Source organism: Paenibacillus sp. 11B, assembly GCF_030487755.1.
GTDB lineage: Bacteria > Bacillota > Bacilli > Paenibacillales > Paenibacillaceae > Paenibacillus > Paenibacillus vandeheii.
This window is the reverse complement of the sequence record NZ_JAUKNS010000001.1, coordinates 1,505,365-1,525,520: the sequence shown is the minus strand read 5'-3', so window position 1 is coordinate 1,525,520 and position 20,156 is coordinate 1,505,365. Positions and strand designations below refer to the sequence as shown.

The following is a 20,156-nucleotide window of genomic DNA, read 5'->3' as shown; positions in this document are numbered from 1 at the left end:
GGATTCAGCCTTCTCCATATGTGAAAATGGAATAGAACTTTCAGTAAAATTTGTATAACATGTCTGGAGGGTGAGGGATGAGGAAGGGTGATGAAGGTGAAAGGAAGCATGAATGTGGACCTGGAAGGTCGTGGGTGCTCATTATTATGCAGGGGTTACTGGGCATTGGTGCGATCATTGGAGGGGGAGCACTCATTATCGATCCATCGGGAAATCTTGTCCATATGCCGGATTCATTGTTAGAGCATTCTCCGTTTGGCAGTTTTTTGATCCCGGGAATTATACTAATGTTGGTTCTTGGCGTTGTGCCACTGATCATTGCCGTTTCACTCATTCGCCGCACTCACTGGAAAATAGGTGAGAAACTGAATCTTTACTCGAATCAATACTGGGGGTGGACGTTCTCGTTATATACGGGATTTACTCTGATCATCTGGATTATGGCTCAGGTATACTGGATACAGCATGTATCTATTATCCATCTAGTCTATTTTGCTTGGGGAGTCGGTATCCAGATCGTCACTCTTCTGCCTGGCGTACAGCGAAAATATCAAGCAGATTGCTCAACAAAAACATTCTCCTTATAAAATAAAACGGCTGTCATCTGGATCTTGGATTGATCCGGGAGACAGCCGTTTGTCTGTATTGTTACTTGGAAGCCTGATAGGCGTTCAAGAATTCTTTCACTTTTGCCGGATCGGACTTCAATTCATTTCCGGTCTGAACAAGTGGGCTTACTGTGGAGTACGCCTTAAGTTTATTGTTTTTGTAGAATTGCAGAATGTCATCCTGATTGATGGAGTACAGTACGGATTTTCTCAGGTCACTGCTCTTGGCAACTTCCCGATTGGCAGTGTTGAACAGCAGATAGGAAACCCCATTGCTCGGAATGCTCTGCAATTGCAATTTGCTGTCACCTTTGATGATGTCATATTTCGTTTCAGGCACCCCGTAGTATAAGTGAATTTCGCTACTGCGAAGAGCAGATAGCGCACTGTCGGCATCCGAGATGAATCGTACATTCACCTGAGAAATCTTGGGTGCATATTCAGAGCCTTTACGGTAGCCGGGATTCTGATAGAATACACCTTCATAATCATTTTTATATGCCAAGATATATGGGCCGCTGGCATACAGGGTGTTGTTGTACGAAGCACCTTCAGTCACGGTATTCTGATCGCCGTAAGGAATGTCTTTATTCACGTCAAACGAAGCTACATCATACGTATTGATGCTCTCCACCTGCTTTTTGGACACAATACCAGCAGATTGGTGAGCCAGATAATTCAATACTTGCGGGAAGGGTTCCGTGGTTGTGAGTTTCACAACTTGATACTTCCCGGCAGCGTTATTGGCTTTGTTTTTGTCCGTGACCAGTTCCGTAATTTTGGTGCCAAGCCCTTGTTCCAATGCTTCTTTAACCGTACCGCTGCCACTGGATTGCTGAATGGATTCCAAGGCGCCCAGATCCGTTACCAACTCGGCCTCCTTGATATGTTCGTGAAGGCTGTATGTCCGGTGATCCGGTACGGAATCTTTGTTTTTGGCGCGATCGAGAGAGAAGATGACGTCATCTGCACCGACTCGTTCACCCGTATCTACAGCCTTTTTATTTTCAATCTTCGCAAAGTTGATATCGTCTCTGAGAATGAAATAATACTCCGAGTTCCCCTCCGCAATGCTGAAATTGTGGGAGAGCGATCCCTCTGCTGTGAGCTGATCGTCATCTGTCAGGTTAACGAGACGTACATACATGTTGGTATTCAATTGGTTGATGGAACCGTCGTTTCCTTTGATCGGGTCAAGGGAAGTCAGGACGGAAGCGGTTTGTGTCAGAATTAAGGGTTCTTTTGTATTTTTGGAGCTGTCTTTGAATTCAATAGGTTCCCATGCCATGGCGCGGGATTTGGACAAGCGAACCGTATCTACATTCAGAATGTCTTTATTCACAGCCTGACTTTTCAGGGAAATGTACAGCGGAGCGATATAGGCTTGATCCGTTACCAAGCGGTCCTCCAATTGTTTATACGTATTCTTGTAGTCATCCGGAGTCTGAGTAGCGGCTTGGTCAATAAGTTTATCGATTTCCTCATCTGCGAGAATGCTGTAATCCCCACCCGTTTTGAAAAGAGAACGGACCGCATAATCCGGGTTTCCAGTTACCGTTGTCCAGCTGGACAACGCAATATCATAATTCCCTGCATCCTGCTGGGATTTGTAGCTGCCGTAATCCGGCTGCAGATTCAGCTTTACATTGAAGCCGTTCTTGGTGAGCTGGTCGCGGATAATATTCACGTCATTTTCGGAAGAGCTCTGAGCCAGTAATTCGATGTCTACCGGTTTTTGGTTTTGCGTGTTCTCCGATTTATCGGATGGCGCAGTCTCGGACTGCGATTCCGTCTTGGTCTTCACATTGCAACCTGAGATTACAAGGACGAGAATCAATAGTAGTGCGATCAACGTACGTTTTTTCATGAAAATACCTCCAGATAAGTTCATAGTTCATAATTATTGTTCCAAATTGAGTTGAAGGCGGTAAGTTAAGCCTTTTCCAGCTTTGGATCAAGCGCATCGCGCAGTCCGTCTCCCAGAAAGTTGAACGAGAGCACGAGCAGAATGATTGCCAGACCTGGATAGATGGCCAGATATGAATGGGTTTCCAGATACGTACTGCCCAGCTTGAGAATGTTGCCCCACTCAGGAATATGCGGCTCCACGCCGAGCCCCAGATAACTTAAACTGCTGGTGGCGATGACTGCCCCGCCGATGGTGAGCGTTGACTTAATAATCATGGGTGCGAGTGAGTTCGGAATAATATGTTTGAAAATAATAGACCGATTGTTGTAACCCAGCGCACGTGCGGCTTCAACAAATTCAAAAGTAGATACATAGAGTACACTGGCTCTCATGGTTCGTGCATAGGTTGGGATCGAGCCCAGACTGAGCGCCAGAATAAGATTGACCGTATTGGCCCCGAACGCCGCAATGATGGCGATAGCGAGCAAAATACCCGGAATGGCATAGAGAATATCCAGCAATCGCATGATAATATTGTCTGTATGTCTTCCATAGAATCCCGAGAATGCTCCGAGAATACCGCCAATGAATACCGGAATCAGAGTTGACATGAAACCCACGATTAACGATATACGGGCACCGAATACAATCCGGGAAAATAAACACCGTCCAAAGTCATCTGTTCCCAAGGGATAGGCGAGCGATGGGGACTGAAGCAAGGCCGAGTAGTTATTTTCTACAGCCATGCTGTAATCAAAAGTAAAGAAGCTGCAAATCGATATCGAGAACAGGAAAATGATAAAAAACAAACCGGACATTGCTGTGACATTCGGAGCGAGACGCTCCCACAGATCATTCCAGAAGTTGGATTTTTGTTTACCCTGTCTGCGAATTCGTCCAATGATGGAAATACCCAGCAGCAGTGCGAACACATTGCCTGTGACCGAAGTCAGGATGAGTATCGTACTTACGCCCAGCATCCAGCGCGGGATGATCGAGGCTGAGGTATATCGGGATACGATAAACAGCACAACCAAATCAATCACCAGGATAAACAGCAGCGCCGCCATGGCTGGCAAAAACGTATCCGCAACATACGGTTTGAATATATTGAGTGCCGAGACCCCAATAACGAACAGCTGGGTCAGCAGCATATACACCGCAAATGTATACTCAATGCTCTTTGTCTTTTTGATCAGGTGAAAAGCGGCCGTTACGATAAAGATATTGCCGGAAACGATACCCAGCAGCTGAACCCAGGCGAGTCTGCGAGTCAGCACAGAGATTGTGCCCTGCCGAATCAGGTCGCTCCGAATTCGGAGCGTAAGCACACTCTGGACCAGCGTGAAAAATAGATAGATTCCGAGTGCTGTCAGCAGAAATGGCCTGAACACCTGGAGGCTCCAGTCATAGATGTTGAATAACAGTAACATCGACAAGAGAAGGGAAGTGACCCAGGCGAAGCTCGCCTGACTGTACTCCTGTGAAGACTTAAGTCGAAAACGCATTTCCTGTGTGAGTGAACCCGATTTTGTCATCATGCACCTGCTTTAATATTGTTTCATCTTGGAACGTACCCGCGGGTCAATAAAAGCGTAGAGAAGATCTACCACCACATTAATAATGGAGATTGTAATCGCTGTGTACACTACTCCGCCCATAATACTCGGAATATCGGGTATAAATTGTTTATCCACAATGTAGCTGCCGAGCCCGCTAATATTAAACACTTTCTCTGTTACTGCCGCCCCTCCAAGCATGCCTCCGAATTGCAGGCCAACCACGGTTACAATTGGAATTAATGCATTACGTACCGCATGTTTCAGCATGACATGTCGTTCGCTTAACCCTTTTGCACGGGCAGTCATCACGTAGTCCTCATGAATAACTTCCAGCGTGGAAGAACGGGTCATACGGGCTACTGCAGCGGTTAATCCGGTTCCGAGAACTATCGTTGGCATAATAATAGAGAGCCAGTTCTGCGGATTGAAGGTAGCGGGAAGCCACTGCAGCTTGATCGAGAAATTCAGGATGAAAATAAGTCCTTGCCAGAAATTCGGAATCGATAATCCAATCAATGCAATAAACATGAATGTGTAATCAAACAGTGAATTGGGCTTGATCGCCGAGATAATCCCAATTGGCAATGCAATGACAAGGGCAAGCAGCAAGGAGATAACGGCCAGTGTTAATGTGATTGGGAACTTTCTGGCGATCGTAGCCGTGACATCTTCATTCCCTGAAAAAGATTTGCCGAGATCAAACAGTGCTACGCCCTTGATATTGTTCCAGAGTTGGACAAGGTAGGGCTGATCCAGGCCATACACATGGTTGAAAGCCGCGATCTGTTCCTGTGTCGCCGTCTCTCCGAGAATGTTGGCCGCCGGATTGAATGGAGACAGGTATAAGATGGTGAATACAAGTGTAGCTACGCCCAGAATGACGAATACCGTCATCAGAATTCTTTCAAATATGTACTTTAGATAAGGATTGCCATACAACAGCATTATGACGTACATCAGACAGCCCGGAATAACCGATGCCGCAAGAAACCACGGTTTATCAATCAGGGATTGGAACGTATCCGCCATCGTCAGGCGCTGTGTCCCCAGTTCCTGAAGCTTGCTGAACGTTCGTTCCTTTAACTCCTTCTGAACGGATTCCTTCAGCCACTCCTCCGCCTGGCGCTCAAACTCAGCCTTACTAACTTGCTGCTGAAAGAAACGGTGTTTACGCCTCAACTGTTCTTCCACGTCCGTCCGAAGTTTATCTCGATAAGAACTGGATAACATATCACGCTCAACAGCCTGTTGAACCAGGGCCCAGCCATCCTTTTTTTTTCTGGATTGCCAGACCAGAAGCACAATCAGATTAACGGGCAGTCCGAGAATAAATAGAACATATCGATAGGAGGGATGAAGCAGCATTTTGCCATAAATAAAACCCAGGGTGTATACAAGCTGTGACATTTTGCTGCCTTTTGCAAGATTCAAACCATGCGAGCCTCCTTTCATTTGATTTTAAATTGCATTATTCCGATTGATATAGTATATATTATTTAGAGTCTATTCAATTGTCAAGGTATGGAAGAGTATACATATGAGCACATGTGAAAATATGGATGAGGCTGGTGATCACATGCAACCTTTGCTAAAAGTAAATGAGTTGTCCGTTTCTTTTCATTCCGGAGAGAGTGAATTTCAGGCGGTGAAGGAAGTCAGTTTTGAAGTGCGGAAAGGGGAAACCCTTGGCATTGTAGGGGAATCCGGCAGTGGGAAGAGTGTGACGGCACGTTCCATTATGAGACTGCTTGCTTCTCCTCCTTCGCAGATGAAAAAGGGTGAGATCCTGTTTAAAGGAGTAGATCTGGTCCATAAAACGCAAAAAGAGATGGAGAGCATCCGTGGCCGTGACATCGGCATGATCTTTCAGGACCCTATGAGCTCTCTTAATCCGACCATTAAAATAGGGAAACAGATTACCGAAAGTCTGATTAAACATCAGAAGCTATCCAGAGGAGAAGCGAAGAAGCAGGCGATCGCCATGCTGGAGCTGGTTGGTATCACCCGGAGTGAAATACGTTTCAATCAGTATCCACATGAATTTTCCGGAGGTATGCGTCAGCGGGTGATGATTGCCATTGCTCTTGCTTGCCGGCCTGAATTGCTGATCGCAGATGAACCCACAACTGCGCTTGATGTAACCATTCAGGCCCAAATTCTTAATTTGATGAAAGATATGCAAGCACGGCTGGGCACTTCCATTATTCTGATTACCCATGATCTCGGCGTAGTGGCAGGCATGTGTGATCGGGTCGTGGTCATGAAAGACGGGCAGATTGTGGAATCCGGGACAACTACAGAGATTTTTGCATATCCGAAGCATCCATATACGTCCAGACTGCTAAATGCATTGCCTCGATTAGATGAGAAGAAAAAGCCGAAACTCGTTTCGTTGGTGCCACGCGATCTGGAGGATGATCAGCCTCTGTTGGAGGTGAAGTCCCTCAGGCAGTACTTTAATCTGGGCAAAGGCAACACCTTAAAAGCTGTGAACGATATCAGTTTCGAGATTCGCCGGGGGGAGACACTTGGGGTCGTGGGCGAATCGGGCAGCGGGAAATCGACTACAGGTCGAGCCATTCTTCGACTGCATGAGCCTACAGGTGGGGACGTCCTGTTTAAGGGAGTACCACTCAATCGCCTTTCTGCCTCAGAGATGAAAACGATGAGGCGGCATATGCAGATTATTTTCCAGGACCCGTATGCGTCGCTTAATCCGAAATTTAGAATCATGGACATTATTGGGGAAGCCTTGGATATTCACGGTCTTGCCGGCAGTCCCGCTGAACGGGAAAAGCGTGTGGAGGAATTGCTGGAGATGGTCGGCCTCGATCCGGCTCATGCCCAGCGTTATCCTCATGAATTTTCAGGTGGACAACGGCAACGGATCGGAATCGCTCGTGCGCTGGCCGTGGAACCTGAATTTATTGTATGTGACGAGCCGTTGTCTGCGCTGGATGTGTCCATTCAGGCCCAGATTGTACAGCTGCTTGAAGAGTTGCAGCAGCGACTTGGTCTTACATACCTGTTTATCGCACATGACCTGTCCATGGTGAAACATATCAGTGATCATGTTGCTGTCATGTATAACGGGAAGATTGTGGAGTTAGCAGAAAGTGAGGAGCTCTATTCGAACCCCCAGCATGCATACACAAAGGCATTGTTGTCGGCCATCCCGGTTCCGGACCCGGCTGTGGAGGCGATGAAAAAACGTCATCCTGTGAGTGAAACACCGAGAGAAACGGTAGAAGTAGAAGATCGCTATAATCTGGAGCAGTCCAGGTGGGTGGAAGTAAAAGAGGGACATTGGGTGGCGATTTCCGGATAAGGTGAAACATTCAACTTCACTACAAAATGAACCCCGGCAGTGATCTGTGGAAGATCATTGCGCGGGGTTCTATTCCATGCCCGGCAGGCACAGTGGATATATTACTTGAACTGAACGGATTTCTTAATGGTATCGATCTCGGCCTTCGATGTGTCATCCAGATATGTGAAGATGAAGTTAAACGCATAACCTTCAATAATCGTACTGTAGTAATCTTGCGTAATGGTTGAACCATTGCCCGCATCCATCGTGATTTGCATCAGGTCCATCTCTTTGCCACCGATGGTTTCGGTTGTGAATTCTTTGTATTCATAAGGGAACTGGCTGTTCACCATAAATTTCTTCGTTGCTTCCAGATAATCTTTACCTGTGCGAATGCCTTGCAGCAGGCTTACTTTTTCAGCAATCGCCATAGCGGAAGGACCAACCTGTCCTCCATCCAATGGATATTGTGAAGCCATCAACAGGTTCAGTGTTTTGGCCTGAGACAGTTCAATTTGTTTTTTCTTCGTTTCATCGTCTCCAGCAATAGCCTCAGAGGAAGCGCTCGTCAGCTCGTTCATGCCGTCTGCATCCTGGAACTCCCAAGCTTCCGGGAATTTCAGTGATACACCGAAATAGTCATTGTTATAAGAGCCTTTTTCCGTAGTTCCCAATTCAACTTCTTTGGAGTTATCTGTTTCCTTGGACTCGGAAGTGGATGCTTCAGAGCTTTCTGTGTTTTCCGTATCTTCCGTCTTGGCTGTGTCTGTATCTGTGCCGGTAGTGGTTTCCGTTGTAGTGGATTCATTCGTTTTGGCGTTGTTATCCGCTTTGTCGCCGCAGGCTGAAGCAACCAACAAAATCATAATCAACATGGAAAACAATGAAGCTTTTTTTGGAATAGACATATTACCCTCCTGGAAATGTGTGTGTGTTCTCTTTGTCTCTCTGTAATCGTGCGTACCTAAAAAGCTTAGCACAGATGTTCGTGTTTACCACCTATAGGAATCTATAGGGGTACCTTTATAGATAAGACAGACGGCTGGCAATTGAAACAGCTTCGGTGCTGGATTGTACACCTAATTTGTTAAAAATCACTTTTTTATGATGATTTACGGTACATTCCTTGATTTTTAATTTCAAAGCAATCGCTTTAACCGTTAGTCCGTTAGAAATCATTTTCAGGATGGTTAACTGGCGTTTGGTGAACTCTACCGATTGCGGTTCTTCGACCGACGCGGCAAGGTTACACTGATAACGATTTTGCATATGAGCCGGGATCAACTTGGCGATTGCAATCAGTTCGCTCTGCATGTCCGCATTAATCGTCGAGACGTCCAGATAGCCGACATGTTGAAGTCCAACAGACAAAGGTGCAGCATAACAGTGCCAGCTACGAAAAAGAGGATTCTCATGCTGCTCAGGTTGCAGCTGGACAGCTCCATGTGTGTCCATTGATTCGGATATGGCATTGACGCCACAGCTTCTGGCCGTAAAGATCATACCCGGACGGATGGGTGACTGCTTCACCACCTGTTCCAAATCAGGGCTGTAATCCATGGCAAGCAGGACCCCATGCGAGTCGGTGAGCAGAAAGAGATACGTGCTGGACAGATTTTCTTTGATATCCGATAGACTTTGCTGGAAGGCACTAATCAGAAAATGATTGATTTTACGAATCCTGTCCAGATTGGCTTTCGTTACATATTGAATATGTGCCGTACCGGGAGCAACTCGTTCGCTCTCGGACCAGCTCTTTCGTAAGGCAGATGTTCGTGCAGACATAAGGTGTCCTCCTTGGCTATCCATTTTCCCAATAAACATTTAAAATTAAGTCTACCTTTTCCGGAATCGGTTTCAAGCGGCTTAAGGATGAATTGCTTATCGTAGGACTTGGGGGTTACGATGTCTATTTCAGGGCGGGAATTTACATGAGTATGAAAGAGTTATATCGAACGCCCTAAGAGCAGCGATTATATGTATGCCTCAATAAGTTCAAACGGATCAGTGAGTGGATGGAGTGGAAAGTTGATTTTGCAAAATAGATATGTTACGCTTACATTACAAGAGAAAAACAACAGAATACGCAATAACATCTTTTGATGGATTGTAACTGTGAAGACAGGCAAAACCTAAACTGATGGTGAAATGAAGGCTCTTTTTTTGCGAGCTATTTTACCTTGAGTTTAGGTTTTTCTTGTTTTTTGGCTTGAAATACAGCCACTTTATCCCGGAAAAACCCAAATAAAATTCGAAAAGAGGTTGTTCGTTATGACCACGGCAAAAAAAGGATTCCCCGAAAACTTCCTGTGGGGAGGCGCTACAGCTGCCAACCAATTGGAAGGTGCATTCGATCAGGACGGCAAAGGTCTCTCTACTGCGGATATGATTGCGCATGTTCCCAAAGAGAAGCGTACAGGTGGACATGCCATGGAAATCTCCTCTACACGAATTGAAGAGATCCTCTCCGGCAAAATTGAAGAACGTTTCCCTAAACGTTTTGGTATTGATTTCTATCATCACTATAAAGAAGATATCGCATTGTTTGCCGAAATGGGCTTCAAGGTATTCCGTTTGTCCATTCACTGGGCTCGTATTTTCCCGAACGGTTATGATCAAGAGCCGAACGAAGCTGGCCTGAAATTCTATGACAACGTCTTCGACGAACTGTTGAAATACGGAATTGAACCACTTGTGACGTTGTCTCACTATGAAACTCCGCTGGGTCTGACACAGAAATACAATGGCTGGGCAGGCCGTGAAGTGATCGGGCACTATGTGAGATATGCAGAAACCGTGTTCAATCGTTATAAAAATAAAGTGAAATACTGGCTGACGTTCAATGAAATTAACGTTATGCTATTTAGCCCATACACTGGCGGCGGTATCCTGATCGATAAAGTGGACAACCAATTGCAAACGACGTATCAAGCACTGCATCACCAATTTGTAGCAAGTGCGCTGGTAACCAAGCTTGCTCATGAGATTATTCCTGATTCCCAAGTGGGCTGTATGCTCGCACGTATGGAAACGTACCCGGCGACCTGTAACCCGGTAGATGTTCGACTGGCGCAACATGAAAATCAGATTAACCTCTTCTTCACGGATATGCATGCTCGTGGTCAATACCCGAACTACATGGCTCGTTATTTTGAAGAAAACAACATCGTGATTCAGAAAGAAGCAGGCGATGATGAAATTTTGCTCAACAACACAGTGGATTTCATCTCCTTCAGCTATTACATGTCCGTAACTAAATCTGCATCCGCAGACAAAGAAGAAACAACGGGTAACCTGACTGGTGGCGTCAAAAACCCTTATCTCGAAGCTTCCGATTGGGGTTGGGAGATTGATCCAATTGGTCTGCGCGTAACGTTGAATAACTTCTGGGATCGTTACCAAAAACCATTGTTTATTGTTGAGAATGGTCTGGGTGCATATGATCGCGTGGAAGAGGATGGTTCCATTCATGACTCCTACCGCGTGGATTATCTGAAAAAACATATTGAACAAATGAAAGAAGCGATCAAGGACGGTGTAGATCTGATTGGATTTACAGCATGGGGCCCGATTGACCTCGTGAGCATGTCCACGTCAGAAATGTCCAAACGTTATGGATTCATCTATGTGGATCTGGATGACGAAGGTAATGGAACACTTAAACGTTCGAAAAAAGATTCGTTTGACTGGTACAAAAATGTAATAGCCAGCAATGGTGAGCAGCTGTAATTGGCCTGATTCCTGTATCTTATCTTGAACCCGGATTGCTTCATATCATTAGGCTATTCGGGATTGTTACCGCATAAGCGGGCAAAACCCAACATTAAAGCAGGCTATCGGTAGCTGATCTGATCTGAAGCCCTTTAAGTTGGTGCATTGTCCGCTTTTTGATGTGATCACGGGCATAGGGGCAACTGTTTTAACAAAGAATGAACATAACGTAACCAGAGAGGATGACAGAGATGACAACACCATTTCCGAAGGATTTTCTATGGGGCGGCGCAGTCGCAGCCAATCAGCTCGAAGGAGCATACAATACGGATGGCAAAGGCCTGTCTGTTCAGGATGTAATGCCGCATGGGATTACGACGCCAAGAACGGAAGGACCGACAGAGGATAACTTGAAATTGATCGGTATCGATTTCTACAATCGTTACAAAGAGGACGTTAAGTTGTTTGCTGAGATGGGATTCAAAGTGTTCCGTACCTCCATCGCCTGGTCCCGTATTTTCCCTAAAGGTGATGAGTTGGAGCCAAACGAAAAAGGTTTGCAGTTCTACGATGATCTGTTTGACGAATGCCACAAATACGGGATTGAACCGCTCGTAACGATCTCTCATTATGAGACACCACTGCACTTGTCCAAAACATATGACGGCTGGGTTAACCGTAAAATGATCGAGTTCTACGAGCGTTATGTAACCGTCCTGTTTAACCGTTTCAAAGGCAAAGTGAAGTACTGGCTGACGTTCAATGAAATTAACTCCATTCTGGAGGAGCCATTCATGAGCGGCGGGATTTACACGCCCAAATCCGAACTCTCCAAACAGGATCTGTATCAGGCAATCCACCATGAGCTGGTGGCAAGTGCGCTGGCTGTCAAACTGGGACATGAGATCATGCCTGGAGCGAAAATTGGCTGTATGGTACTCAGCATGCCAACCTATCCGCTGACACCAAATCCGGATGATGTGGTAGCTGCAATGCATGCGGAACAGCGCAATGACATCTTTGCCGATATTCATGCACGTGGCTATTATCCGAAATACATCAATCGTTACTTCAAAGCGAATAATATCAACATCAAGTTTGAAGATGGCGATGCTGAAATCCTGAAACATACGGTGGACTTCATCTCGTTCAGTTACTATGTAAGTATTTGTGAGACAGGTGACCCACAGAAGCGTGTTGAAGGCAAAGGGAATTTGTTTGCAGGTGTACAGAACCCTTATCTCAAAGCAAGTGAATGGGGTTGGCAGATTGATCCGCAAGGCCTGCGCGTGACGCTGAATAAATACTGGGACCGTTATCAAAAACCGTTGTTTATTGTCGAAAATGGTTTGGGTGCAGCAGATGAGCTGATCACAGACGAAAATGGCAATAAAACGGTGAATGATGATTACCGGATTCAATATCTGAATGATCACTTGGTACAAGTGGGAGAAGCGATTGAAGACGGCGTTGAAGTTATGGGTTATACCTCATGGGGCTGCATCGATCTGGTGAGTGCATCCACAGCAGAGATGAAGAAACGTTATGGCTTTATCTATGTGGATCGCAATAACGATGGAACGGGTACACTGAATCGTTACAAGAAAAAATCATTCCATTGGTACAAAGAAGTTATTGGTACAAACGGCGCAAGTCTAAAATCCGATAACCATTAATTTCTAGTTCTAAAGACATATGTGGGTAGCATCTTCTTGTGTCGTATTTAAGCACATTAACCGCTTTCACAAAAACATTGTCAGATAGATAATTATATGGTAAGATGGGCCTAAGGCTAATGAATACTGGATTGTTACTGTTCAATCAGGCAAAACCAGAAGCGGGCATGTGTTTTATGACCTGTTTTGGTTTTGCCTTTTACTACTTTGACGGTGCAAGGTGATGTGAAGAAATGAAAATTGAGAAGGTGCTGAACAACAACGTAGTTACTGTGATTGATCCGGGAGGAAACGAACTGGTCGTCATGGGACGAGGCATAGCCTTCAAAAAGCATACTGGTGAAACGATAGACGACAGTCTGGTCGAAAAAATATTCTCATTGGAAAGCAAGGAAGTATCGCAGAAACTGAAAACGCTTCTGTCTGATATTCCAGTTGAATATGTTGAATGCTCGGATGAGATTATCCGTTACGCCGAGACCGTGTTGGGTGAGAAGCTTCATGAGAGCATCTACATTTCACTAACGGATCATATTCATTTTGCCATTGACCGGCATCGTCAGGGCTTGCAGATTCGTAACGCATTGTTCTGGGAGATTAAGCGCATGTACCGCAAGGAATATGTTATTGGACTCAAGGCGCTGCAGATTATTGAAGAAACATTGGGCGTCCTGCTTCCCGAAGACGAATGCGCATTCATCGCCATGCATCTGGTAAATGCACAGATGAATGGCGAGATGAGGGAAACCATCAGTATTACGAATATCGTTAAAGATATACTCAACATCGTACGACGCAGCTTTGTCATTGAACTGGATGAGGATTCACTGAGTTATTATCGATTCCTGACGCATTTGAAGTTCTTTGCTCAGCGCGTATTGCATGGTACAGCGATTGAAGATAAGGAAGCAGATAATCCGCTTCATGATCTGGTGAGCAAACAATATCCTGAGGCACATGCTTGTGCTGTTAAGATTAACGATTACACCCGCAAGATCTATAACCGGATCTTGTCCAAGGAAGAAATTCTATATCTGACGATTCACATTGAACGTGTTGTCAGAACGGAACAAACAATCGAATAGTATGGGATTGTTACTGCAAAAAAGGCAAAACCTAAACGTTGAATAATGATAAGCTGAAACTGCTTTGTCATTATTCAGTGTTTAGGTTTTTTTTTAACCTTCATTACACATAAAAGGAGCAAAACACAATGGATAAACAACAATTGTCCAAGGATATTCTGAAGCTTGTTGGTGGCGAAGAGAACATTGATCAAGTCACGCACTGTATGACAAGACTCCGGTTCAACCTGAATGACAACAAAAAAGCGGACAAAGCGACGCTGAAAAATACACCTGGCGTTATGGGCGTTATGGAGAATGGCGGCCAGTTCCAGGTTATTATCGGGAACGATGTGCCTGTTGTATATAATGCACTTGTAGGCAACATGTCCAAATCACCGAATGCAAACGCTGAATCAACCGGTGCTTCGGCTGAGAAGAAAAAGAAAAATCCGATAAGTGCATTGTTTGACTTTATTTCTGGAGTGTTTACGCCAATCCTGCCTGCGATTACGGGTGCAGGTATGATCAAAGGGATCGTGGCAATCCTGGTAGCTTTAGGTTGGTTGTCTGATACAAGCTCAACCTATATCATTTTGTCTGCGATCGGTGATGGCGCATTTTACTTCCTGCCGATCATTCTAGCAATCAGTGCCGCACGTAAGCTCGGTAGCAATATGTATATTGCTGCAGCACTGGCAGCGGGGATTATGCATCCGACGATTACAGCCTTGCTTGCCAATGGCGACACCACATTTGTGGGTATTAAGGTTATAGCAGCAACCTATTCTTCTACGGTTATTCCGATTATTCTCGCCATCTGGATTGCTTCCTATGTAGAGAAAGCGGTTGATCGTGTTACACATGCTTCGCTTAAGCTTTTGATTGTTCCAACGGTTACCCTGTTAGTTATGGTTCCTCTGACCTTGATGACGGTTGGACCATTGGGTACAGTGCTTGGTAATGGCTTGTCAGGTGGTATTTCCTGGTTGTTCGACAATATGTCTATATTCGCAAGTATCTTGATTGGTGGTACGATGTCACTACTGATTATTACAGGTATGCACTATGCACTGTTGCCAATCATCGTTGGTTCGATGACTTCACTCGGTTACGATTTTATTATTCCACTGATGTTTGCAGCTAACCTGGCACAAGGTGGTGCAGCACTTGGTGTTGGTCTTAGATCGAAAAATGCTAAAACTAAATCGCTTGCTTATTCCACAGGTCTTACGGCTGTTATGGGGATTACGGAACCGGCAATGTACGGGATCAATATGAAATTCAAAAAACCATTTATTGCAGCCCTGATCGGTGGAGCTGTTGCAGGTGGATTCATGGGTATCGTCAATGTTAAAGCTTATGTACTTACAGGTCTGGTGGGTCTGCCAAGTATCGCAGCATTTATCAGTCCGGCAATTAGCACGCTCATTTACGCTCTGGTTGGTGGTGCGATTGCAATCATCGCTGCAGCGGTACTGACGTACATCCTTGGTTTCCAAGAAGACAGTGCTCCACAATCGGCTGAAGCCGCACCAGCTGCTGAGCCTGCAACACCAGCAGCAACGACTTCTGCTTCCGCAGTAATTGAAGAAACCAAAGCACTGGATCAAGACGTATTTAGCCCAATTACTGGTGAAGTTAAATCGCTGAGCGAAGTTCCAGACCCTGCATTCTCGGAAGAGATTATGGGTAGAGGTTTTGCAATTCAGCCATCCGAAGGTCGTGTGGTTTCTCCAATCAACGGAACGGTATTCTCGCTGTCCAAGAGTGGACATGCTATCGGTTTGGTCAGCGACAATGGTGCTGAGATGCTGATTCATATCGGGATTGATACCGTGAAACTGAAAGGTCAATTCTTCTCCCCTAAAGTTCAAGCTGGAGCGAAGGTTGCCGTTGGTGATATACTCATGGAATTCGATCGGGAAGAAATTGAAAAAGCTGGCTACACAACGATCACTCCGGTAATCGTTACGAACATGCATCAATACAATTCAATTGAATCTGCCGGACGTACAGAGATTAAAGAACAAGAATTGTTGTTCACGGCAAAAGCTTAACGAGCATCAAAACAAAGCAGCAGTCTCTCCGGAGGGAATTCCGGTAAGGCTGCTGCTTTGTTATGGGTATAGGCGATATCTTCCATGGCTGATATCTGCTGTATCCTAAACCGAGCGAGAAGGCAGAAGCTCCCGAACCAATTGCACAAAGTGCTGCGCAGGTTTGGACAGATGACGATTGCGATGCCATACAAGCGCAGAATCTACAGTGGATTGCGCATCCTGGATACGATAAACATGGAACGGATGCTCATGATATAACTGCAATACCGTATGGGGCACGATAGAGCTTGCAAAACCGAGTCTTACCAGTTCCAGCAACATGTTAATATCCGAGCATTCGCCCGCGATGGAAGGATTTACGTGATGCTCACGGAATTTCTGCAGTATCAGTTCGAACATCCCGAGTCCTTCCGTACTGGGAAGCAGGAGAGGGATGTCAGCCAGCTTTTGAAAATAAATCCCGCTCTCATCCGCTGATTTCAGCGGTGTGGAAGAAATATAAAAGAGAGCTTCCTGAGGTAGATGCAGCACTTCATATTGCTCTGTATGGACAGGCATTCGTACACAAGCGAGCTCAATTTTGCCTTCGCCCAAGAGCTGGCAGAGCTGCGCAGATTCATTTTGCTGAATTTTATAGGTCACCTGGGGGTGTGTTGTCCGAAATTGCTGGAGCGCTTGCGGAATCAAACGATCAGAAATGGTATTAATGCCAAGCGACAGCTTACCGCGAATGCCATAGCGGAAGCTCTGCATCTCCATGACAGCTTCCTCCATGTATTTGGTCATCGTCACCGCATAATCATAGAAGCTTCGACCGGCCTGCGTCAGCTCCATACTGCGTCCTTTGCGTTCAAACAAAGCCACGCCAAGCTCATCTTCCATCAGCTTGAGCTGCTGGCTTAGAGGAGGCTGGGCCATGTGTAATCTGCGCGCTGCAGCCGTGATCTGTCTCTCCTCGGCAATCGCGATGAAATAGCGACATTGTTTGATATCCACGTGTGTTCTCCTTATGTGCAGCAATATGTTTTTCGTATGGGAAACCAACAAAACATGTATTTTTATTATACTTCCATCCTATGTTACCATACATAAGATTTAAACACTTCAAATCACACATATGGATTATGATCTAAAGAATATATGCCGTGAGGATGACGACGAATTGGGGGTCAAGGTTCGATGCTGAACACAATACATGCGGCTGCGGAAGCTGGACATACAGATGATGTGCTGCGATTTATCGCACAAGGAGCCGGATTGAATGACCGGGATACACGCGGACGGACGGCTCTGATGGCGGCGGTACATGGCAACAAGCCAGAAACCGCAAGGTTGCTTATTGAAGCCGGAGCGGATGTCAACATCCAGGATCAACGACTGGACAACATGTTACTGTATGCCAGTGCGGAAGGCTTGCGGGAACTGGTGGAACTGGCTATAAAAGCTGGTGCCGATACCCGGCTTACGAATCGGTTTGGAGGTACAGCACTGATTCCTGCTGCAGATCGAGGCCATGTCGATATTGTGGAAATACTCCTGACAAGCACGGATGTGGATGTAAATCATATCAACAATCTGGGCTGGACAGCCTTGCTGGAAGCGGTCATTCTGGGGGATGGCGGCACTCGTCACCAGCAGATTGTAGCATTGCTTTTGCAGTATGGTGCAGATCCTCTCATTGCTGACCGGGATGGAGTTACAGCACTTGCGCATGCCCGCAGGAATCATTATATAGAAATGGAGCGAATGTTAACCCAATCATGAACAGACATCAAGAGCAATCTTTGCAAAATCATATAAAGGGCGCGTCATCGCTTGCATTGGCAGGCATTCAGTGGTTCTTCTTCCTGTTTACCAACACGGTGGTGGTGCCGTTATCTATCGGACATAATTTCCAGCTTTCACCGGAGGTCATTGCTGCATCGATGCAGCATGCCTTTTTGCTTACCGGGGCGGTGTGTATATTACAGGCGTTCTTCGGACATCGTTATGCCGTAATGGATGGTCCCTCGGGATTATGGTGGGGACTGACGCTAAGCTTAACGGCCTCAGCTTCATCGGCAGGCATGAGTTTGGAGCGTATTGGAGGAGGATTGGCTGCGGGTTTTCTGTTAGCTGGTCTGACGATGATGATCCTTGGCTGGCTTGGAGCGGCGCATGTGCTTCAGAAGCTGTTTACACCTATGGTCAAGAGTGCGATGTTATTCCTGATGACGATTCAATTGACCATGAATTTCTTCAAAGGCATGATTGGATATACTGAGTTTGGCACATTCAACCTGCCTGTAGCGGCGTTGTCCGTTGCGATTGCGTTTCTTGTAGCCTTGATTCAGCTTAAGGGAAGAGGCAAGCTCGGAAACTACTCTATCCTGATTGGTATTGTGACGGGGTGGATTGCCTACAGTCTTGTGTTCCCTGGGCAGCATACGAGCGTATCCGGGCATCATGAGGTAAGCCTGTTTTCCTGGTTTCCTTGGGGGATGCCAAAATGGGAGCCGGGCATTGTCATCACAGCTTTTTTTGTCGGGCTGGTGAATATGACGAACTCCATTACCACGTTAAGCTCCGTCGAAAAGATATATGGAGTGCAGACGACCAACCAACAATATAAACGATCATACACACTCACGGGATTGTTCACCATGTTATCTTCTTGTGTAGGGGTGCTGCCTTTCGGTTTATTCGCTTCTTCGATTGGTTTTCTGGAGAGCACCCGTATTCTGAAACGGGCTGCGTTTGTGGTTGGAGCAGGCATGTTATGTATTTTGGGACTCACACCTTCAGTGACCGCCTTTTTCGCACAAATTCCTCCAAGTGTAGGGAGTGCCGTGCTATTTGTAGCTTATTTGCAGATGTTCGGGACGGCTCTGAGAACACTTGAAGGCACCACCTTTAATTCGAAAACAATCTATCGTGTGGCGCTTCCGGTTCTAACAGGTGTTGCTGTAATGAACATTCCTGCTGAAGCCTTTCATGCTTTGCCTATGTATCTTATTCCGATCATTAGTAATGGACTCGTCATCGGGGTTGTGGTGTCACTTTTGCTCGAAACTACGGTAGATTGGTCCAAGATGGACAATACAACTTCTGCTTCCAAAGCAGCCTAAATACTTGAAATATGGAAACAGTCCGGTTTGTCGGGCTGTTTTTTTGTTAGGTTGGTACTCCCCCGGTTACTTCACCATAATTTTGCCTTGTCCCGCCAGCATCCTCATTTCTCTGAATAAACGCTCATGATTGCCTTGCTGGATCTCCAGCTGTACGCCGTAGTGCCATCGGTTATTCTCTTCATTGCCCCAACGCAGTGTTCCTTCCAAATATAAGGGATCTTCAAAAAGCAGCAAATTCATGCCGATTCGGATGGTATTGGACTCCACATGCAGATTTAACGGAAATGAAAGCTGACAGCCGGATCGGCTGATATCGCATAATTCAGCTTGAATGGGTTTGGGTGGTGCAGAGGCGCCGTTAATGCTGAGAATAAAAATTTCGAACGATATTGGTTCCTTTAAAGTATAGCGAAAGGGTTCTCTTCTAAGGTTGATAGCCATGGTTTCCTCCACAAAATCACAAAAAGTCAGTTATGGTTATATCGTCATTTTTGCTAAAAAAATGAAGAGATTAATCTTGTTTGTTAACGCCTTAATTATCTACAAGTACAACAAGATCACAGATAGCTCCGAGGTTCCTTTAACCCAGGTGTATGGCTTGATATAATGGTAGGATATGGTTCTAATCTTCTCTGTTGGATGAGAGGGGAAAGGGTGCGGGGGTTTATTTGAAATAAGAAAGGAAGACGGAAAATGAACGGGAAATTCCAAGTGGTTACGGATACAGCAGCACTGTGCTTGTATGATCTGGCGGCACTGAAGCATCGAATGGAAGACACGCCGGACTGGTGGTCCATTCCCGAAGATGAACTGGCGGAAGTAAATGCAGGCAACGGTTTGTTTCTGAACTTGGGTGAAGATGGACAGTATGAGGTGCATTGGAGTCTGGATGATTCGGTGAAGGAAGTGGAGACAGCACGGGTGTATCATTTACGTGTTCCCTCTGGTACCGTGTATCTGGGAGCTGCCGATGATGTCACCGGAGGCGAGCTGGAGCCCGATGAGTCATGCGGGGGTATGCTGCTCCAGTTGGAACCCGGAAACTATGCGTGCAGGGTAATGAAGGAAGATAATCAAATTTCAATTGCCATGAAGCCTAGTTTGCAAAGCGAGAACAGCTTAAGTGATTTGATTCGAATTTAG

The 20,156-nt window shown here is 45.8% G+C and carries 16 protein-coding genes; 9 read left to right on the top strand and 7 right to left on the bottom strand.

Annotated elements, in window-relative coordinates:
- The first annotated feature begins 77 nt into the window (after positions 1 to 77).
- Positions 78 to 587 carry a hypothetical protein gene (locus Q0V21_RS06790; RefSeq protein ID WP_301878150.1) on the top strand — a complete coding sequence of 170 codons (510 nt, stop codon included), beginning with the start codon at positions 78 to 80 and terminating at the stop codon, positions 585 to 587.
- Between the two features lie 61 nt (positions 588 to 648).
- Here Q0V21_RS06790 and Q0V21_RS06785 read toward each other — a convergent pair whose 3' ends face one another.
- The 3 genes from Q0V21_RS06785 to Q0V21_RS06775 form a co-directional block, all read right to left on the bottom strand.
- The gene (locus Q0V21_RS06785; protein ID WP_301878149.1) at positions 649 to 2,475 is read right to left on the bottom strand and encodes an ABC transporter substrate-binding protein; all 1,827 of its coding nucleotides are present in this window, start codon (positions 2,473 to 2,475) and stop codon (positions 649 to 651) included.
- Between the two features lie 65 nt (positions 2,476 to 2,540).
- A complete protein-coding gene (locus tag Q0V21_RS06780) occupies positions 2,541 to 4,055 on the bottom strand; it encodes an ABC transporter permease (RefSeq protein ID WP_301878444.1) in 1,515 nt (504 codons plus the stop codon).
- 12 nt (positions 4,056 to 4,067) lie between these two features.
- A complete protein-coding gene (locus Q0V21_RS06775) occupies positions 4,068 to 5,510 on the bottom strand; it encodes an ABC transporter permease subunit (protein WP_301878148.1) in 1,443 nt (480 codons plus the stop codon).
- A gap of 145 nt (positions 5,511 to 5,655) precedes the next feature.
- On the opposite strand from Q0V21_RS06775, the gene Q0V21_RS06770 reads away from it, so the two are divergent.
- The gene (locus Q0V21_RS06770) at positions 5,656 to 7,407 is read left to right on the top strand and encodes an ABC transporter ATP-binding protein (protein ID WP_301878442.1); all 1,752 of its coding nucleotides are present in this window, start codon (positions 5,656 to 5,658) and stop codon (positions 7,405 to 7,407) included.
- 101 nt (positions 7,408 to 7,508) lie between these two features.
- Here Q0V21_RS06770 and Q0V21_RS06765 read toward each other — a convergent pair whose 3' ends face one another.
- Entirely contained in the window at positions 7,509 to 8,297 is a 789-nt protein-coding gene (locus Q0V21_RS06765) for a hypothetical protein (RefSeq protein WP_301878147.1), read from the bottom strand.
- Between the two features lie 115 nt (positions 8,298 to 8,412).
- Positions 8,413 to 9,174: a LuxR C-terminal-related transcriptional regulator gene (locus Q0V21_RS06760; protein WP_301878146.1), complete on the bottom strand. Its 762-nt coding sequence runs from the start codon at positions 9,172 to 9,174 to the stop codon at positions 8,413 to 8,415.
- A gap of 486 nt (positions 9,175 to 9,660) precedes the next feature.
- On the opposite strand from Q0V21_RS06760, the gene Q0V21_RS06755 reads away from it, so the two are divergent.
- The 4 genes from Q0V21_RS06755 to Q0V21_RS06740 all read left to right on the top strand — a co-directional run bounded on the left by Q0V21_RS06755 (position 9,661) and on the right by Q0V21_RS06740 (position 15,900).
- Entirely contained in the window at positions 9,661 to 11,118 is a 1,458-nt protein-coding gene (locus Q0V21_RS06755) for a glycoside hydrolase family 1 protein (RefSeq protein ID WP_301878145.1), read from the top strand.
- 233 nt (positions 11,119 to 11,351) lie between these two features.
- The gene (locus Q0V21_RS06750; RefSeq protein WP_301878144.1) at positions 11,352 to 12,776 is read left to right on the top strand and encodes a glycoside hydrolase family 1 protein; all 1,425 of its coding nucleotides are present in this window, start codon (positions 11,352 to 11,354) and stop codon (positions 12,774 to 12,776) included.
- 233 nt (positions 12,777 to 13,009) lie between these two features.
- Positions 13,010 to 13,861, top strand: a complete 852-nt coding sequence (gene licT / locus Q0V21_RS06745; protein WP_301878143.1) for a BglG family transcription antiterminator LicT — start codon at positions 13,010 to 13,012, stop codon at positions 13,859 to 13,861.
- A gap of 128 nt (positions 13,862 to 13,989) precedes the next feature.
- Positions 13,990 to 15,900, top strand: a complete 1,911-nt coding sequence (locus tag Q0V21_RS06740) for a beta-glucoside-specific PTS transporter subunit IIABC (RefSeq protein WP_301878142.1) — start codon at positions 13,990 to 13,992, stop codon at positions 15,898 to 15,900.
- Positions 15,901 to 16,005: 105 nt separating this feature from the next.
- Here Q0V21_RS06740 and Q0V21_RS06735 read toward each other — a convergent pair whose 3' ends face one another.
- On the bottom strand, positions 16,006 to 16,899 hold the full coding sequence (locus Q0V21_RS06735) for a LysR family transcriptional regulator (RefSeq protein ID WP_301878141.1): 894 nt from the start codon (positions 16,897 to 16,899) through the stop codon (positions 16,006 to 16,008).
- Positions 16,900 to 17,082: 183 nt separating this feature from the next.
- Here Q0V21_RS06735 and Q0V21_RS06730 point away from each other — a divergent pair, with 183 nt between their 5' ends.
- Positions 17,083 to 17,667 carry an ankyrin repeat domain-containing protein gene (locus tag Q0V21_RS06730; RefSeq protein ID WP_301878140.1) on the top strand — a complete coding sequence of 195 codons (585 nt, stop codon included), beginning with the start codon at positions 17,083 to 17,085 and terminating at the stop codon, positions 17,665 to 17,667.
- The gene (locus Q0V21_RS06725; RefSeq protein WP_079351166.1) at positions 17,664 to 19,010 is read left to right on the top strand and encodes a uracil/xanthine transporter; all 1,347 of its coding nucleotides are present in this window, start codon (positions 17,664 to 17,666) and stop codon (positions 19,008 to 19,010) included. The genes Q0V21_RS06730 and Q0V21_RS06725 overlap by 4 nt, the downstream gene beginning before the upstream one ends.
- Before the next feature lie 66 nt (positions 19,011 to 19,076).
- On the opposite strand, the gene Q0V21_RS06720 is transcribed toward Q0V21_RS06725, so the two are convergent.
- Positions 19,077 to 19,454: a PilZ domain-containing protein gene (locus Q0V21_RS06720; RefSeq protein ID WP_079351167.1), complete on the bottom strand. Its 378-nt coding sequence runs from the start codon at positions 19,452 to 19,454 to the stop codon at positions 19,077 to 19,079.
- A 252-nt stretch (positions 19,455 to 19,706) separates the two neighbouring features.
- Here Q0V21_RS06720 and Q0V21_RS06715 point away from each other — a divergent pair, with 252 nt between their 5' ends.
- A complete protein-coding gene (locus Q0V21_RS06715) occupies positions 19,707 to 20,156 on the top strand; it encodes a DUF6386 family protein (protein WP_301878139.1) in 450 nt (149 codons plus the stop codon).

What these genes read in the sequence shown, in the direction of transcription:
- Q0V21_RS06790 (WP_301878150.1), top strand. Translation starts at nt 78, where the DNA reads ATGAGGAAGGGTGATGAAGGTGAAAGGAAGCATGAATGTGGACCTGGA.
- Q0V21_RS06785 (WP_301878149.1), bottom strand. Translation starts at nt 2,475, where the DNA reads ATGAAAAAACGTACGTTGATCGCACTACTATTGATTCTCGTCCTTGTA.
- Q0V21_RS06780 (WP_301878444.1), bottom strand. Translation starts at nt 4,055, where the DNA reads ATGACAAAATCGGGTTCACTCACACAGGAAATGCGTTTTCGACTTAAG.
- Q0V21_RS06770 (WP_301878442.1), top strand. Translation starts at nt 5,656, where the DNA reads ATGCAACCTTTGCTAAAAGTAAATGAGTTGTCCGTTTCTTTTCATTCC.
- Q0V21_RS06765 (WP_301878147.1), bottom strand. Translation starts at nt 8,297, where the DNA reads ATGTCTATTCCAAAAAAAGCTTCATTGTTTTCCATGTTGATTATGATT.
- Q0V21_RS06760 (WP_301878146.1), bottom strand. Translation starts at nt 9,174, where the DNA reads ATGTCTGCACGAACATCTGCCTTACGAAAGAGCTGGTCCGAGAGCGAA.
- Q0V21_RS06755 (WP_301878145.1), top strand. Translation starts at nt 9,661, where the DNA reads ATGACCACGGCAAAAAAAGGATTCCCCGAAAACTTCCTGTGGGGAGGC.
- Q0V21_RS06750 (WP_301878144.1), top strand. Translation starts at nt 11,352, where the DNA reads ATGACAACACCATTTCCGAAGGATTTTCTATGGGGCGGCGCAGTCGCA.
- licT (WP_301878143.1), top strand. Translation starts at nt 13,010, where the DNA reads ATGAAAATTGAGAAGGTGCTGAACAACAACGTAGTTACTGTGATTGAT.
- Q0V21_RS06740 (WP_301878142.1), top strand. Translation starts at nt 13,990, where the DNA reads ATGGATAAACAACAATTGTCCAAGGATATTCTGAAGCTTGTTGGTGGC.
- Q0V21_RS06730 (WP_301878140.1), top strand. Translation starts at nt 17,083, where the DNA reads ATGCTGAACACAATACATGCGGCTGCGGAAGCTGGACATACAGATGAT.
- Q0V21_RS06725 (WP_079351166.1), top strand. Translation starts at nt 17,664, where the DNA reads ATGAACAGACATCAAGAGCAATCTTTGCAAAATCATATAAAGGGCGCG.
- Q0V21_RS06720 (WP_079351167.1), bottom strand. Translation starts at nt 19,454, where the DNA reads ATGGCTATCAACCTTAGAAGAGAACCCTTTCGCTATACTTTAAAGGAA.
- Q0V21_RS06715 (WP_301878139.1), top strand. Translation starts at nt 19,707, where the DNA reads ATGAACGGGAAATTCCAAGTGGTTACGGATACAGCAGCACTGTGCTTG.